Annotated in this window: 17 protein-coding genes; 9 read left to right on the top strand and 8 right to left on the bottom strand. The window is 72.8% G+C overall.

The genetic code is table 11. From position 1 onward, the window contains the following. Positions 1 to 41: 41 nt before the first annotated feature. Positions 42 to 626 (top strand): SCO3374 family protein, encoded by a 585-nt coding sequence (locus ACFCZ1_RS34345; RefSeq protein ID WP_376682204.1) that lies wholly within the window; start codon positions 42 to 44, stop codon positions 624 to 626. Here ACFCZ1_RS34345 and ACFCZ1_RS34350 read toward each other — a convergent pair. From ACFCZ1_RS34350 to ACFCZ1_RS34380, 7 genes are all read right to left on the bottom strand, one after another. Next, a complete protein-coding gene (locus ACFCZ1_RS34350) occupies positions 605 to 943 on the bottom strand; it encodes an Lsr2 family protein (RefSeq protein WP_362394864.1) in 339 nt (112 codons plus the stop codon). The two genes, ACFCZ1_RS34345 and ACFCZ1_RS34350, sit on opposite strands and share 22 nt — an antisense overlap. A gap of 165 nt (positions 944 to 1,108) precedes the next feature. Next, positions 1,109 to 1,639 carry an amino-acid N-acetyltransferase gene (locus ACFCZ1_RS34355; protein ID WP_328926959.1) on the bottom strand — a complete coding sequence of 177 codons (531 nt, stop codon included), beginning with the start codon at positions 1,637 to 1,639 and terminating at the stop codon, positions 1,109 to 1,111. Between the two features lie 11 nt (positions 1,640 to 1,650). Then, entirely contained in the window at positions 1,651 to 2,145 is a 495-nt protein-coding gene (locus ACFCZ1_RS34360; protein ID WP_376682205.1) for a BlaI/MecI/CopY family transcriptional regulator, read from the bottom strand. A gap of 108 nt (positions 2,146 to 2,253) precedes the next feature. Continuing rightward, the gene (locus tag ACFCZ1_RS34365) at positions 2,254 to 2,421 is read right to left on the bottom strand and encodes a hypothetical protein (RefSeq protein ID WP_214930396.1); all 168 of its coding nucleotides are present in this window, start codon (positions 2,419 to 2,421) and stop codon (positions 2,254 to 2,256) included. Positions 2,422 to 2,435: 14 nt separating this feature from the next. Continuing rightward, positions 2,436 to 3,032: a hypothetical protein gene (locus tag ACFCZ1_RS34370; RefSeq protein WP_376682206.1), complete on the bottom strand. Its 597-nt coding sequence runs from the start codon at positions 3,030 to 3,032 to the stop codon at positions 2,436 to 2,438. A 67-nt stretch (positions 3,033 to 3,099) separates the two neighbouring features. Next, positions 3,100 to 3,285 (bottom strand): DUF397 domain-containing protein, encoded by a 186-nt coding sequence (locus ACFCZ1_RS34375; RefSeq protein ID WP_376682207.1) that lies wholly within the window; start codon positions 3,283 to 3,285, stop codon positions 3,100 to 3,102. A 263-nt stretch (positions 3,286 to 3,548) separates the two neighbouring features. Then, positions 3,549 to 4,670 carry a threonine aldolase family protein gene (locus ACFCZ1_RS34380; protein ID WP_376682208.1) on the bottom strand — a complete coding sequence of 374 codons (1,122 nt, stop codon included), beginning with the start codon at positions 4,668 to 4,670 and terminating at the stop codon, positions 3,549 to 3,551. 98 nt (positions 4,671 to 4,768) lie between these two features. Between ACFCZ1_RS34380 and ACFCZ1_RS34385 the strand changes: the two genes are divergently transcribed. From ACFCZ1_RS34385 to ACFCZ1_RS34410, 6 genes are all read left to right on the top strand, one after another. After that, positions 4,769 to 5,674 (top strand): Rossmann-like and DUF2520 domain-containing protein, encoded by a 906-nt coding sequence (locus ACFCZ1_RS34385; protein WP_376682209.1) that lies wholly within the window; start codon positions 4,769 to 4,771, stop codon positions 5,672 to 5,674. Further along, positions 5,671 to 6,666, top strand: a complete 996-nt coding sequence (gene panC / locus ACFCZ1_RS34390) for a pantoate--beta-alanine ligase (protein WP_376682210.1) — start codon at positions 5,671 to 5,673, stop codon at positions 6,664 to 6,666. The genes ACFCZ1_RS34385 and panC overlap by 4 nt, the downstream gene beginning before the upstream one ends. Next, entirely contained in the window at positions 6,663 to 8,411 is a 1,749-nt protein-coding gene (locus tag ACFCZ1_RS34395; protein ID WP_376682211.1) for an L-aspartate oxidase, read from the top strand. Before panC ends, ACFCZ1_RS34395 begins: the two co-directional genes overlap by 4 nt. Before the next feature lie 2 nt (positions 8,412 to 8,413). After that, positions 8,414 to 9,382 (top strand): carboxylating nicotinate-nucleotide diphosphorylase, encoded by a 969-nt coding sequence (gene nadC / locus ACFCZ1_RS34400; RefSeq protein WP_376682212.1) that lies wholly within the window; start codon positions 8,414 to 8,416, stop codon positions 9,380 to 9,382. Between the two features lie 3 nt (positions 9,383 to 9,385). Beyond that, the gene (locus ACFCZ1_RS34405; RefSeq protein WP_362394836.1) at positions 9,386 to 10,195 is read left to right on the top strand and encodes a type III pantothenate kinase; all 810 of its coding nucleotides are present in this window, start codon (positions 9,386 to 9,388) and stop codon (positions 10,193 to 10,195) included. An 89-nt stretch (positions 10,196 to 10,284) separates the two neighbouring features. Next, positions 10,285 to 11,022 carry a GntR family transcriptional regulator gene (locus ACFCZ1_RS34410; RefSeq protein ID WP_376682213.1) on the top strand — a complete coding sequence of 246 codons (738 nt, stop codon included), beginning with the start codon at positions 10,285 to 10,287 and terminating at the stop codon, positions 11,020 to 11,022. On the opposite strand, the gene ACFCZ1_RS34415 is transcribed toward ACFCZ1_RS34410, so the two are convergent. Next, positions 11,006 to 11,206: a hypothetical protein gene (locus ACFCZ1_RS34415; RefSeq protein ID WP_376682214.1), complete on the bottom strand. Its 201-nt coding sequence runs from the start codon at positions 11,204 to 11,206 to the stop codon at positions 11,006 to 11,008. The two genes, ACFCZ1_RS34410 and ACFCZ1_RS34415, sit on opposite strands and share 17 nt — an antisense overlap. A 51-nt stretch (positions 11,207 to 11,257) precedes the next feature. Between ACFCZ1_RS34415 and ACFCZ1_RS34420 the strand changes: the two genes are divergently transcribed. Both ACFCZ1_RS34420 and ACFCZ1_RS34425 read left to right on the top strand, forming a co-directional pair. Further along, positions 11,258 to 12,382, top strand: coding sequence for a DUF5937 family protein (locus tag ACFCZ1_RS34420; RefSeq protein ID WP_376682215.1), 1,125 nt, complete (start codon positions 11,258 to 11,260; stop codon positions 12,380 to 12,382). A gap of 128 nt (positions 12,383 to 12,510) precedes the next feature. Further along, positions 12,511 to 14,061, top strand: coding sequence for a M28 family metallopeptidase (locus tag ACFCZ1_RS34425; protein ID WP_376682216.1), 1,551 nt, complete (start codon positions 12,511 to 12,513; stop codon positions 14,059 to 14,061). Positions 14,062 to 14,167 lie beyond the last annotated feature (106 nt).

Raw genomic sequence — 14,167 nt, forward strand, 5'->3', positions numbered from 1 at the left:
CCAGCCGTAACCCGGAGCCCTTTGCGCGAGTTGCTCCCGACATGGCCTCCAGCACCGTCGGCGCCCCCACCGTCCCGCTGCCCCGCGTCCCGGCCGAGGAGGCCGCGTACGCCTCCTGGTACCGGCGGGTGCTCGGCTGGGCCGTCATGGACGGCCCTCCCGCCCAGCTCGTCACCGGGTCCCGGTTCGACGTACTGGAGCTGCCGTGCGACGCGGGTGCGGCGCTGCTCCGCAGGCCCGTCGCCACCGGGCCGGTGGCCCTCACGGGGCGCCGGATGCGGTTCCTGGTGGCCGCGGGGGGCGCGGAAGAGCTGGCGGGCCTGCTCGACTGGCTGGAGTGGGGCGGGGTCGAACTGGATCTCCTCGCTCTCGGCGCGGGCGGCCGGATCACCGCCCCCGCTCCGCCGGGCGGGGCCCCTGACCCTCGGGGAGCCGCCGTGTGGCTGCGACCCCCCGAGCAGGGGTGTGAGGCAGTGCTGCCCGCCCTGCCGGGCCTCGGGGAAGGCACCGGCCCCGCCCGTCGGCCCGATCTCGTACGCCTGGTGGCCGCCGCGGCGACGGAATGCCACCGCGCCCGCCTGCGGCGCCGTACGACCCGGTCCGGTCAGCCCTTGGCCTTCTCGTAGGCCTCGCGGATCTCGGCCGGGACGCGGCCCCGGTCATTCACGTTGTAACCATTCTCCTTCGCCCACGCGCGGATCTCGGCGGTGTCCGGGTTACCGGCCGTCGCGGAGGCGCGGCCCTTGGCGCGGGCCGCGGTGGCACGCCCACCGGTGCGGCGGCCGCCCTTGGTGTACGGGTCGAGCAGACCGCGGAGCTTTTCAGCGTTGGCGGTGGTGAGGTCGATCTCGTAGGTCTTGCCGTCCAGAGCGAACGTCACCGTCTCGTCCGCCTCGCCGCCGTCGAGGTCGTCGACAAGAAGGACCTGAACCTTCTGTGCCACCGGGATTTCCTTTCATCGAAAAGCAGTACGCGGAAAGGAAACCGCTTTTGCCTGGAAAACACAAACCCCCGGCGAGAGGTTCGAGACCGCAACAGGGCGGGAAACGTGCGCGATTCGGACATAGGCCACAGGCGGGCGGAGCGCCGGAAAAGCCGCGTTGATCGTTCAGAGGTGCAGAAGCATCCGACTGTTGCCCAAGGTGTTCGGCTTCACTCGTTCGAGACCGAGGAACTCGGCGACGCCCTCGTCATAGGAACGCAGGAGCTCCATGTAGACATCGGTCTCCACCGGGGTCTCGCCGATCTCGACGAAGCCGTGCTTGGCGAAGAAGTCCACTTCGAAGGTGAGGCAGAAAACCCGGCTCACCCCGAGCTCGCGGGCCGTCCGCAACAACTGGGCCAGCACCTGATGGCCGACGCCCGCGCCCTTCAAGTCGCGGTCGACCGCGAGAGTGCGCACTTCGGCGAGGTCTTCCCACATCACGTGGAGAGCTCCGCAGCCGACGACCTGGCCGTCGGAGTCGCGTTCCGCGACCCAGAACTCCTGGATGTCCTCGTAAAGGACGACCGGGGCTTTGTCGAGCAGGATCCGCTGCTGCACGTACTGGTCGAGCAGGCGCCGCAGCGCGGGAACATCACCGGTGCGGGCACGGCGGATCGTCACTGTTTCTGCGTGTGCAGCGGAAAACTCTCCCATGGCCCCGGACGTTATCGCCCCGGCGTGCCCGGATGCTCGGCGGAGTCCCCTTCGGCTTCGGCCGGCGCGGGGGCTTCGGGCGCTGCCCCGGCGGCGGCCTCGGCGGCGGCCTCGGCGGCCTCGGCGGCGGCCTCGGCGGCCTCGTCGTCGTGCTGGACGATCCGCACGGCGTCCCTGAGGGCTTCCCGCTGTTCCGCGGACATCATGCCGAAGAAGGCGACGAGGGCGGCTGCGGGGTTGTCGCTCGTCGACCAGGCTTCGTTCATCAGTGCGGCCGAGTAGGCGGCACGGGTGGAGACCGCCGTATATCGATAGGCGCGGCCTTCCGCTTCCCGGCGGACCCAGCCCTTCTGATGGAGATTGTCCATAACGGTCATGACCGTGGTGTACGCGATGGACCGTTCCTGCTGGAGGTCTTCCAGCACTTCCCGAACAGTGACCGGGCGGTTCCACTGCCACACCCGCGTCATGACGGCGTCTTCGAGTTCTCCCAAGGGGCGAGGCACAACAGCACGATAGTGCGGCTTGTGGGTAATTGCCCGACTATTCGCCCCGCCAACGCACAAAAAATCGGACGCGGGGCCCGAGGCCCTGCGCCCGATACCCGAAGGTTTCTACTTCTGGGGCTGGCGGGCGGCCTCGGCCCGGGCGATCACGGCGTCGACCGCCGCGTCCTCCTTGGCCTTGTTGGCGCCGCCCTGGCTCTTCACGATCGTCACGACGAGAGCGATGAAGAACGCGGCCATCACGACGGGGGGCACGAGCGCGGAGACGTAGTCCATGCCCATCAGCGTAGCTACACGGCGGCGCGTCCGGCCGCCGGGGGCGGGGTGGGCTTGCGGCGCGGCGGGAACACCTCGCCGGGCGTCGGGATGGGCTTGCCCGGCTGCTCGGGCCGGGGCGGCTCCTTGGGCCGGGGCGCCGGACGGCCCGGCTGCTCGTCCCGGCCCCCGGCCAGGGCCAGCAGCCGGGTACGGGGCGCGGGGGCGGTCGACAGCCGGCGCCGTACGGAGCGCTCCGCGACGGTCTGGGCGCGGTCCAGCAGCGCGGCCGCGACCGGGTTGGCACGCAGGGCGCGCAGCGCGGCGAGATCGTCGGGCACGGGCTCGTACCCGGCGGCCAGGGCGTCCTGCAGCAGTTCCAGGTAGCCGGAGAGGCTGCCGGGCAGGGCGCCCCGGTAGCGGGCCAGGTCCTCGACGAGAAAGGCTCTGAGCCGGGCCGCCTCCTGGACCGCGTCGTCCACCGACCGCGCGAGGCGCAGGCAGTCCTGGACCTCCTCGGCCGCGAGGGGGACCGAGGAGGACTGAAGGGCGTGGGCGAGCGAGCGCCTGAGTACGTGCAGCTCAGCGGCACTGAACGCCATGCCGCCGCGGGATCCGTAGGGCGTGGGCATAGGGCGAAGATACGCGCTAATCGGACAAAATCCCCTGAGGGCGAGCGGGCTCGGCGCGGCGGATCACTCAGCCGGTCTCTTTCACCGCGCGGAGGAACGCGGCCCAGGCGGCCTGGGTCGTGGCGAGCACGAGGTGCGCGGGGTCGGCGTGATCGGCGACGCGCACCAGGGTTCCGGGCGCGGCGCTGACGTAGACACAGGCGTCCCCCTCACCGCAGAACGAGGACTTCTGCCACATGGGCTGAGTGGTCATGGTGTCTCCTCCGGGCACGTCGCCGTTCATTTCCGTGGAGGACGGTATCGCCGTGACCGGCCGAAACCTCTGACTTCCCGGTAATTCGGAGTTTCGCACCACTCCCGTCCGGGGCGCGGGCGTGTCGCTGGGCGGGGCCTTTTCCCCACCCCGCCCTTCCCCGAAACCCGTCTCCGCGGGGGTGGGGTGCCGGCCCCGCCCGCGCGCGGCGAGCCCGCCACCGCCGAGTCCCCGGCAGGGACCCGGCAGGGACCCGCCGAGCCCTACAGACGCGCCGCGAACTCCGATGCCGCCGTCTGTACGTCCGCCGGGGTCCACGTCAGGCCCGGCGCGGTGACCTCGACCTCCGTCAGGGAGAGGCCCGGTACGCCCGCCCGGGACCAGCGGCGGAACAGGACCCGCCCCGTCTCCTCGGCCTGGCGCAGGCCCGCCCGTGCCAGGCGCTCCGCCTCGTACGGCAGCCACACCTGGAACTGGTGCGTGTGCGGAAGCCCCGGGTTGATCCGGAACCACGGGATGCCGGACGCGGCGAACGCCGGCCCCAGCGCGCCCGCCACCATCCGCGCCTGCGCCACGTACGACGGCAGGCGCGGCAGCTCCCGTTCCAGCCCGGCCAGCGCGGCCAGGGCCTGCGGGAACTGCCGGAAGACCTGGCCGCCGTACCGGTGCCGCCAGACCCTGGTCTCCTCCACGAAGTCCCGCGGCCCGGCCAGCGCCGCCCCGCTCAGCCCGCCGAGCGACTTGTAGAACGAGACGTAGACGGAATCCGCCAGGCCGGCGATCTCCGTCAGCGGGCGCGCGAAGTGCACCGTGGACTCCCACAGCCGGGCCCCGTCGAAGTGCACCACCGCCTCCCGCTCCCGGGCCGCGTCGACCAGCGCCTCCAGCTCCTCCCACGTCGGGAGCAGGAAGCCCGCGTCCCGCAGGGGCAGCTCCAGCATCAGCGTGCCGAACGGCTCCGCGAGGTCCGCGACCTCCGCCGCCGAGGGCTGGCGGGCCTCCGCCGTCGGGTGCGCCACGCGGAGTCCGGAGACCGTGGAGAGCGCCTGGCCCTCCCAGCGCTCCGGGTGGCTCATCGGGTGCAGCGCCACCACCGGGTTCCCGGTCCGCCCGGCCCAGCACCGCAGGGCGACCTGCTGCGCCATCGTCCCGGACGGGAAGAACGCCGCGTCCTCGGTGCCCAGCAGCTCCGCGACCCGCCGCTCCAGCACGTCGACGATCCCGTCCCCGTACACGTCGGCCGGCTGGTCCAGGTCGTACGGGGCTGCGGAGAGCGGCGCCAGCAGCTCCGCCACCGTCGGCTCGCGCAGGCAGCGGGAGAGTTTCCGCTCTGCCGCCCGCCAGGCCGCCACCTGCCGCTTCTCCTGCTCGGTGTCCTCGTCCATGGTCCGAATCATCGCCGAACGGCCCAAGGGCCCAGGAGCTAGCATGGCGGCGTATCGTCCGGTACCCCCCGCGGACTGGAACGGAAGGCCCTCCCCGCGTGAACCCAACACAGCAGCCACGCCCTGCCCGGCTGACGGTCGGCGTCGTCGGAGCCGGCCGGGTCGGCCCGGCGCTGGCCCGCGCGCTCCAGCAGGCCGGGCACCGGCCCGTCGCCGTATCCGGCGTCTCCGACGCGTCCGTGCGTCGCGCCGCGCGGATGCTGCCCGACGTACCCCTCGTCCCGCCCGCACAGGTGTTCGAGCTCGCGGACCTGGTCCTGCTCACGGTGCCGGACGACGCGCTGCCGTCCCTCGTCGAGGGCCTCGCCGAGACCGGTGCGATCCGGCCCGGGCAGCTCCTCGTGCACACCTCCGGCCGGTACGGGACCTCCGTGCTCGACCCCGCGCGCCGCGCGGGCGCGCTGCCGCTGGCCCTGCACCCCGCGATGACCTTCACCGGCACCGAGGTCGACGTGCAGCGCCTGGCCGGCTGCTCCTTCGGCGTCACCGCCCCCGAGGAGCTGCGGCTCGCCGCCGAGGCCCTGGTCATCGAGATGGGCGGGGAGCCCGAGTGGATCGCGGAGGAGAACCGCCCGCTCTACCACGCGGCCCTCGCCCTCGGTGCGAACCACCTGGTCACCCTGGTCGCCCAGTCGATGGAACTGCTGCGCACGGCCGGGGTCGAGCACCCCGACCGGATGCTCGGCCCGCTGCTCGGCGCCGCCCTCGACAACGCGCTGCGCTCCGGTGACGCCGCCCTGACCGGCCCGGTGGCCCGCGGCGACGCCGGCACCGTCGCCGCGCACGTATCGGAGCTGCGCAAGCACGCGCCCGCCGCGGTCGCCGGATACCTGGCCATGGCACGCACCACCGCCGACCGGGCCCTCGCGCACGGTCTGCTCAAGCCCGAGCTCGCCGAGGACCTGCTCGGCGTCCTCGCGGACAAGGACGGCGACGCCCGATGAGCGAACCACTGCTGCTGCACACCGCCGAGGAGCTCCACGGGCTCGCGCGCTCCGGCCGCCGGGCCGTGGTGATGACCATGGGCGCCCTGCACGAGGGGCACGCCACCCTCATCCGCACGGCCCGCGAACAGGCCGGCCAGGGCGGCCAGGTCGTCGTCACCGTCTTCGTCAACCCCCTGCAGTTCGGGGCGAACGAGGACCTCGACCGCTATCCCCGCACCCTCGACGCCGACCGGCGGATCGCCGAAGCCGCGGGCGCCGACGCGGTGTTCGCCCCCGCCGTCGACGAGGTCTACCCGGGCGGCGACCCGCAGGTGCGGATCAGCGCCGGCCCCATGGGCGAGCGCCTCGAAGGGGCCACCCGCCCCGGCCACTTCGACGGAATGCTGACCGTCGTCGCCAAGCTGCTCCACCTCACCCGCCCCGACCTGGCCCTCTTCGGCCAGAAGGACGCACAGCAACTCGCCCTGATCCGGCGCATGGTGACCGATCTGAACTTCCCCGTCGAGGTGGTCGGCGTACCGACCGTCCGCGAGGAGGACGGGCTCGCCCTGTCGTCCCGCAACCGCTACCTCTCCCCCGTCGAGCGGCGCACCGCCCTGGCCCTGTCCCGCGCCCTGTTCGCCGGGCGGGACCGGCTCGCCGCGCAGGCGGCGCTGCAGGCCCGCGCCGAGGCCTCCCCGGCCAGCGACGAGCGCGCCAGCGCGCTGGCGAAGCTCGGCGAGGTCCGGGCCTCCGCGGACGCGCACGCCGTGTCGGTGGCGGGCTGCGGGCTGCCGGACGCCGTACGGGCCGCCGCGCTGCACATCCTGGAGGAGGCGGGCCGGCACGAGCCGCCGCTCGTGCTGGACTACCTGGCGCTGGTGGACCCGCAGGACTTCACCGAGGCAGGCCCAGGGTTCACCGGGCAGGCCGTCCTGGCCGTCGCCGCGAAGGTGGGCACGACCCGGCTGATCGACAACATCCCACTGGAATTCGGAGCACATTCGTGAGCACCCCAGGCAGAGACATCCAGTCGGGCGGCGCAGGCACCGGCATACGGCTGCACGCTCCGGCCCCCGGCTGGTCGGTCGACGCCGACGTCGTGGTCGTCGGCTCCGGCGTGGCGGGGCTGACCGCCGCGCTGCGCTGCGCCGCCGCGGGCCGCCGTACGGTCGTGGTCACCAAGGCACGGCTCGACGACGGCTCCACCCGCTGGGCCCAGGGCGGGATCGCCGCGGCCCTCGGCGAGGGCGACACCCCCGAGCAGCACCTGGAAGACACCCTGGTCGCGGGCGCCGGCCTGTGCGACGAGGAGGCCGTGAGGCTGCTCGTCACCGAAGGCCCTGACGCGGTACGGCGGCTGATGGCCACCGGAGCCGTCTTCGACACCTCCGCGGAGACCGGGGAGATAGAACTGACCCGCGAGGGCGGCCACCACCGGCGCCGGATCGCCCACGCGGGCGGCGACGCCACCGGCGCCGAGATCTCCCGGGCACTGGTCGAGGCCGTGCAGGCCGCGGGCATCGAGACCGTGGAGAACGCGCTCGTACTGGACCTGCTGCAGGACGCGCAGGGGCGTACGGCCGGCGTCACCCTGCACGTCATGGGCGAGGGCCAGCACGACGGCGTCGGCGCCGTCCACGCGCCCTCCGTGATCCTCGCGACCGGCGGCATGGGCCAGGTCTTCTCGGCGACCACCAACCCGTCGGTGTCCACGGGCGACGGGGTGGCGCTCGCACTGCGCGCCGGAGCCGAGGTCTCCGACCTGGAATTCGTGCAGTTCCACCCGACGGTGCTGTTCCTCGGCCCGGACGCCGAGGGGCAGCAGCCCCTGGTGTCGGAGGCGGTGCGCGGCGAGGGCGCGTACCTCGTCGACGCGGACGGCGTCCGCTTCATGGTGGGCCAGCACGAGCTCGCGGAGCTGGCGCCGCGCGACATCGTCGCCAAGGGCATCACGCGCCGCATGCAGGAGCAGGGTGCCCGGCACATGTTCCTGGACGCCCGGCACTTCGGCGCCGAGATGTGGGAGCAGCGCTTCCCGACCATCCTCGCCGCCTGCCGCGCGCACGGCATCGACCCGGTGACCGAGCCGATCCCGGTCGCGCCCGCCGCGCACTACGCGTCCGGCGGCGTACGGACCGACCTGCACGGGCGCACCACCGTCCCCGGCCTGTACGCGTGCGGCGAGGTCGCCTGCACCGGTGTGCACGGCGCGAACCGGCTGGCCTCCAACTCCCTGCTGGAGGGCCTGGTCTTCGCCGAGCGGATCGCCGACGACATCGCCGCGCAGGCGCGCACCGGCAACGGGCCGGGCGTACCCGTCCCCGCGACCGGTCCGCTGCAGCCCGCCGAGGCGCGGTACGAGATCCAGCGGATCATGACGGACGGCGCGGGCGTGCTGCGCTCGGCCGAGTCGCTGCGGACGGCCGCCGAGTCCCTCGAAGGCCTGTACGCGACCGCCCTGAACAACCTCGAAGCGCACGGCAAGACCGCCGAACCGGGGGTGGACACCTGGGAGGCCACGAACCTGCTGTGCGTGGCCCGGGTGCTGGTCGCGGCCGCGCAGCGGCGCGTGGAGACCCGCGGCTGCCACTGGCGCGAGGACCATCCGGACCGGGACGACGCCGCCTGGCGCCGCCATCTCGTGGTCCGGCTCTCGGCGACCGAGAAGCGCGCCCTGGTCGTCGTCCCCACCGACTCCGCGGACTTCCCGTCCGTGCACGTTCCCCTGAGTACCCAGAGCCTGGAGCAGTGACCGTGAGCACCCCCGAACTTCCCCTGATCGACCAGAACGACGGCGGCTGCGGCGACGACTGCGCCTGCGGTGACGGCGAGGAGAGCGGCCTCGACCCGGCGCTGGCCCAGCTGCTCGCGGACGCGGGCCTGGACCCCGTCGAGGTCGAGGACATCGCGCACATGGCGCTCTCCGAGGACCTGGACGGCGGCGTCGACGTCACCACCGTCGCCACGGTGCCCGCGGACGCGGAGGCGGTGGCCGACTTCGTCGCGCGCGAGGACGGCGTCGTGTCCGGCCTGCGCATCGCCGAGGCCGTGTTCTCCGTGGTCTGCACGGAGGCCTTCGAGGTGGAGCGGCACGCGGAGGACGGTGACTCCGTCACGGCCGGGCAGCTGCTGCTGTCCGTACGGTCGCACACCCGCGACCTGCTCACGGCGGAGCGCAGCGCCCTGAACATCCTGTGCCGCCTGTCGGGCATCGCGACGGCCACCCGCCGCTGGGCGGACGTGCTGGAGGGCACCGGCGCGAAGGTCCGCGACACCCGCAAGACCACGCCCGGCCTGCGCGCCCTGGAGAAGTACGCGGTGCGCTGCGGCGGCGGCGTCAACCACCGCATGTCGCTGTCGGACGCGGCGCTGGTCAAGGACAACCACGTGGTGGCGGCGGGCGGCGTCGCGCAGGCCTTCAAGGCCGTCCGGGAGGCCTTCCCGGAGGTCCCGATCGAGGTCGAGGTCGACACCCTGGAGCAGATCGGCGAGGTCCTGGAAGCGGGTGCCGACCTGATCCTGCTGGACAACTTCACGGTCGCGCAGACCGCCGAGGCCGTGGCGCTCGTGGCCGGCCGCGCGGTGCTGGAGTCCTCGGGCCGCCTGACCCTGGACACCGCCCGGGCGTACGCGGAGACGGGGGTGGACTACCTGGCCGTCGGCGGGCTGACCCACTCCTCGCCGATCCTGGACATCGGCCTCGATCTGCGCGAGGCGGTGTAACCCGTGCTCCTCACCATCGACGTAGGCAACACCCAGACGGTCCTGGGCCTGTTCGACGGTGACGAGATCGTCGAGCACTGGCGCATCTCGACCGACCCGCGGCGCACGGCCGACGAGCTGGCCGTGCTCATGCAGGGCCTGATGGGCATGCACCCGATGCTCGGCAGCGAGCTGGGCGACGGCATCCACGGCATCGGCATCTGCTCGACGGTGCCGTCGGTGCTGCACGAGCTGCGGGAGGTCACCCGGCGCTACTACGGGGACGTCCCGGCGGTGCTGGTGGAGCCCGGCATCAAGACGGGCGTCCCGATCCTCATGGACAACCCCAAGGAGGTCGGCGCGGACCGCATCATCAACGCGGTCGCGGCGGTCGAGCTGTACGGGGGCCCGGCGATCGTGGTCGACTTCGGTACGGCGACCACCTTCGACGCGGTGTCCGCGAAGGGCGAGTACGTGGGCGGCGTGATCGCCCCGGGCATCGAGATCTCGATGGAGGCCCTCGGTGTACGGGGCGCCCAGCTGCGGAAGATCGAGCTGGCCCGCCCGCGCAACGTGATCGGCAAGTCGACGGTCGAGGCGATGCAGTCGGGCGTGCTGTACGGCTTCGCGGGCCAGGTCGACGGGGTCGTCACCCGGATGGCCAAGGAGCTGGCCGGCCCGAACGGCGATCCCGACGACGTCCGCGTGATCGCCACCGGCGGCCTGGCCCCGATGGTCCTCGGAGAGTCCTCGGTGATCGACGACCACGAGCCGTGGCTGACGCTGATCGGCCTGCGGCTGGTCTACGAGCGCAACGCGCCCAACTTCGAGTAGCACAGCGGCAGATGCGTGCCCCCGGCTCCCCCCGATCGAGGGTGCGGAAGCCGGGGGCACGCGCATGTGCGCGGTGTTAGCTTGTCGGGATGCCTCGTGACACGGCGCACTTGCTGATTGCCGACGCGCTCCGGGCGCGGATCAGGGCCGGGGAGTGGCCGCCCGGATCCCGGCTGCCGTCGCGGGCACGGTTCGCCGAGGAGTACGCCGTGGGGCAGAACGTCGCCCAGCGGGCGATGGAGCTCCTGATCATCGAGGGGCTCCTCGAAGGCCGGGCCGGCTCCGGCACCTACGTACGGGGCCCGCGCCGGCGGATGCGGATCCCGCGCTCCCGGCTGCGGCGGGTGAGCGGTCCGGGCGGCCGCGACAACGGCGGCGGTACGTGGCAGTCGCGCTCGAAGGCCCGTACCCCTGCGCCGGAGCGGATCGCCGCGCGGCTGGCCATCGCGCCGGGCGACCCGTGCGTGGTCACCTCGTACGCGCTCCTGTCCGCGGGGCTGCCCGTGGAGACCTGCGAGTCGTGGGAGCCGATGGCGGTCACGGACCGCACTCCGGTCGTCCTGCCCGAGAACGGGCCGCTCAAGGGCGCCGGGGTGATCGAGCGGATGCGGGCGATCGGGGTGACGGTCGTCTCGGCGACGGAGATCCCGCGGCCGGCGCGCGCGGACCGGGCGCGGGCCGATCTGCTCGGCATCAGCGTCGGCGACCTGATCACCGAGATCGAGCGGACGCACTACGCGGCGGACGGCCGCCCGGTGGAGACCGCCGACATCATGGTCGCGGACCGGCGGGCGGAGGTCGCGTACGAGATCACGTACGGGCCGTGAGTCTGCGCAGGGCGGCCCACCAGGGGTGACGGCCCGGGCGTCCGTCCAGCACGGCCCGGAACTGCTCGTAGGTCCGGGCCGCGCGCGCCACGGCGAGATCGTCCCGCCCCGGCGGCGGGGGCATCGGATCGCCGTGCTGGGACGCCCGGTAGGTGTCGATGAGGTACTGCTCGATCGCGGTCATACGTCCACCCTCGCCCCGTGACGGCCGGGCCGCACCCTCCAGAATGGGCGGATGAGCGTCACCATCGACATCGCCGGGCTCCCCGCCGAGCGGATCTCCTTCACGCCCTCCCCGCTCGCGGAGCTCTGCATGGCCCTGCACGCGCTCTCCCAGCCCGCCCACCACCCGGCGCTCACCTCCTGGACCACCGCCACCGCCGCCGCCCTCGACCCGTGCCTCGCGGACCGGCTGCTGGAGGGCGACTTCATGTGGCGGAGCTCCTTCGCCGACATCTTCATGCCCTTCGCCGGAATCCCCGGCGGGACCGGGCTGCCCGCGGCGACCCTGGCCGAGGAGCTCGACGTACTCGACCGGCTGGACGACGAGCGGTTCGTGACGGCCGCCCTGGAGCACTGCTGGCTGGCCCTGTACGACGAGGGCGGCTGGCCCTCCCCGCTCACGGACCCGGCGGCGCGGGCCAGGGCGCTGGAGGCGGCCGCCGCCCGCGGCCCCCGGCAGCTGAACTTCTCGCTGCGCCTGCTGGACGACACCGCCGCCGTCCGGGTGTGGATGCGGCGGCTCCTGGAGGACTGCGGCGAGGCGTTCTTCAACGAGACCTGGAAGCGCGTCGAGCCCGGGCAGAGCGCCGACGCCCGGCACAAGACCGAGCTGCTGCGCCACAAGGGGCTGCCGGCCGTGCTGAAGGAGGTCTCGGGCGCGCTCAGCGTCGACCCGGGCCGCACCACCATCACCGCCGACAAGATGGTCGACGGCTCGACCACCGCCACCGACCCCCGCCTGGGCCCCGGTCTGGTCTTCATACCGACGAACTTCGGCTGGCCGCACCTGCTGGTGCTGCACGCGCCGGGCTGGCGGCCGGTGGTCCACTATCCGCTCGGCACCCCGGAACTGGCGGTCCCGCCGGGGTCGGTGGAGCTGCTCCGGCGCCGGATGGAGGCGCTGGCGCATCCCCTGCGGATGATGCTGTGCCGGAGTCTGGCCAGGGGCCCGTACTCGACGAGCGAGCTGGCGTCCGCGCACGGGATCACCGCGCCGGAGGTGTCGCGGCATCTGGCCGTACTGAAAAAGGCCGGCCTGATCCATACGCGGCGTCAAGGGCGTTATGCCCAGCACCAGTTGGATCTGCCTGTGGTCGCCCGCCTCGGCTCGGACTTCATCGAGGGCATCCTCCGATAGGCGCAAGCTCGCCGCTATGCGGAATTGCTGAACCGGAATCAGTTAAAACTCTGGCCAGAGTGGCTCCTCGCTGCTTAACGTGCGTCCACCGTTCAGCCCTGCTCGCACTTTGCCGTGAAAGGACCTACATGCCCTCTCGCCGTATAGCCGCAGCAACCACCGCCCTGGCAGCCGCGGCCCTCGTCTCGCCGCTGCTCCTCGCCGGGCCCGCCGGCGCCACCGGAAGCCCGCAGAGCGACGCCGCGCGGGGTGACGCGCTGGCCAGGAAGCTGGTCAAGGACGCGACCGGCAAGGGTGCCTACAACCACCTGAAGGTCTTCCAGTCGATCGCCGACTACAACAACGGCACGCGGGTGGCCGGGTCCAAGGGCCACGAGCAGTCCGCCAAGTACGTCGAGGCCGTGATGCGGGCGGCCGGCTACCAGGTCACGAGGAACGAGTTCGACTTCGTCTACGTCGAGACCGTCGCCGAGAAGCTGACGGTGAACGGCCCGAACGCGCACGACGTCCCGATCCACCTGATGACGTACACGGCGAGCACCCCGGAGGGGGGCGTGACCGCCCGGGTCGCCGTCGCCCCGGTCGACGCGGACGGAACGAACGGATGTGAGCCCGGTGACTTCGCCGCCGGCACCTTCACCGGCAAGATCGCCCTGGTCAAGCGCGGCGGCTGCACCTTCGCCACCAAGCAGGCCAACGCGGCGGCGGCCGGAGCGGTCGGCGCGGTCATCTACAACAACACCGCGGGCGCCCTGAACGGCACCCTCGGCGCCGCGGACGCGGGCAGGGTCCCGACCGGCGGCATCACCCAGGCGGACGGCGAGAAGCTCGCCGCCGACGCCGCGGCCGGCCCGGTCGAGGTCACCCTCGACCTCCGCCAGTTCCGCGAGGACCGCAAGACGTACAACGTCGTCGCGGAGACCCGCGGCGGGGACGCGGACAACACCGTCTTCCTCGGGGCGCACCTCGACTCGGTCGCGGCGGGCCCCGGCATCAACGACAACGGCTCCGGCTCGGCCGGCATCCTCCAGGTCGCGCAGCGCCTCGCGAGCAGCCAGACGAAGATCAAGAACAAGGTCAAGTTCGCGTGGTGGTCGGCGGAGGAGTACGGCCTGCTCGGCTCCGAGGCGTACGTGGCGGGGCTGACGGACGCGCAGAAGAAGCAGATCAAGCTCTACTTGAACTTCGACATGATCGCCTCGCCGAACTCCGCCTACTTCGTGTACGACGGCGACGACTCGGACGGGGTGGGCGCGGGCCCCGGCCCGGAGGGCTCCGCCCAGCTGGAGAAGGGGATCAACGACTTCCTCGACTCCAAGAAGATCCCGCACGCGGGCACGGACTTCTCCGGCCGCTCGGACTACGGCCCGTTCATCGAGGTCGGCATCCCGTCGGGCGGTACGTTCACGGGCGCCGAGGGCATCAAGACGCCGGAGGAGGCCGCGAAGTTCGGCGGGCAGGCGGGCGTCGCCTACGACGTGAACTACCACGCCAAGGGTGACGACATCACGAACATCGACCAGAAGGCGCTCGACATCAACGTCGACGTCATCGCGGACGCGGTCGGACACTACGCCTTCGACCTGGCCCCGCTCTCGAAGCCGGTCGTCTCCGTGCCGACGCCGGGCGGCGGCAGCGGCGGCGGCCTGCACGAGGGTCACGACGAGGTCCGGCAGTAGTCACGCACGGCGGGGTGGGGGGGGCCCGCCGGGGGGGGGCCGCCCCCCCCCCGGCCCCGGCGGCGGGGGGGGCGGGGGGGTATAAAAAAAAAAAAAACCACCACCC

This window comes from Streptomyces sp. NPDC056224 (assembly GCF_042267665.1).
In the GTDB taxonomy this organism is placed as follows: Bacteria; Actinomycetota; Actinomycetes; order Streptomycetales; family Streptomycetaceae; genus Streptomyces.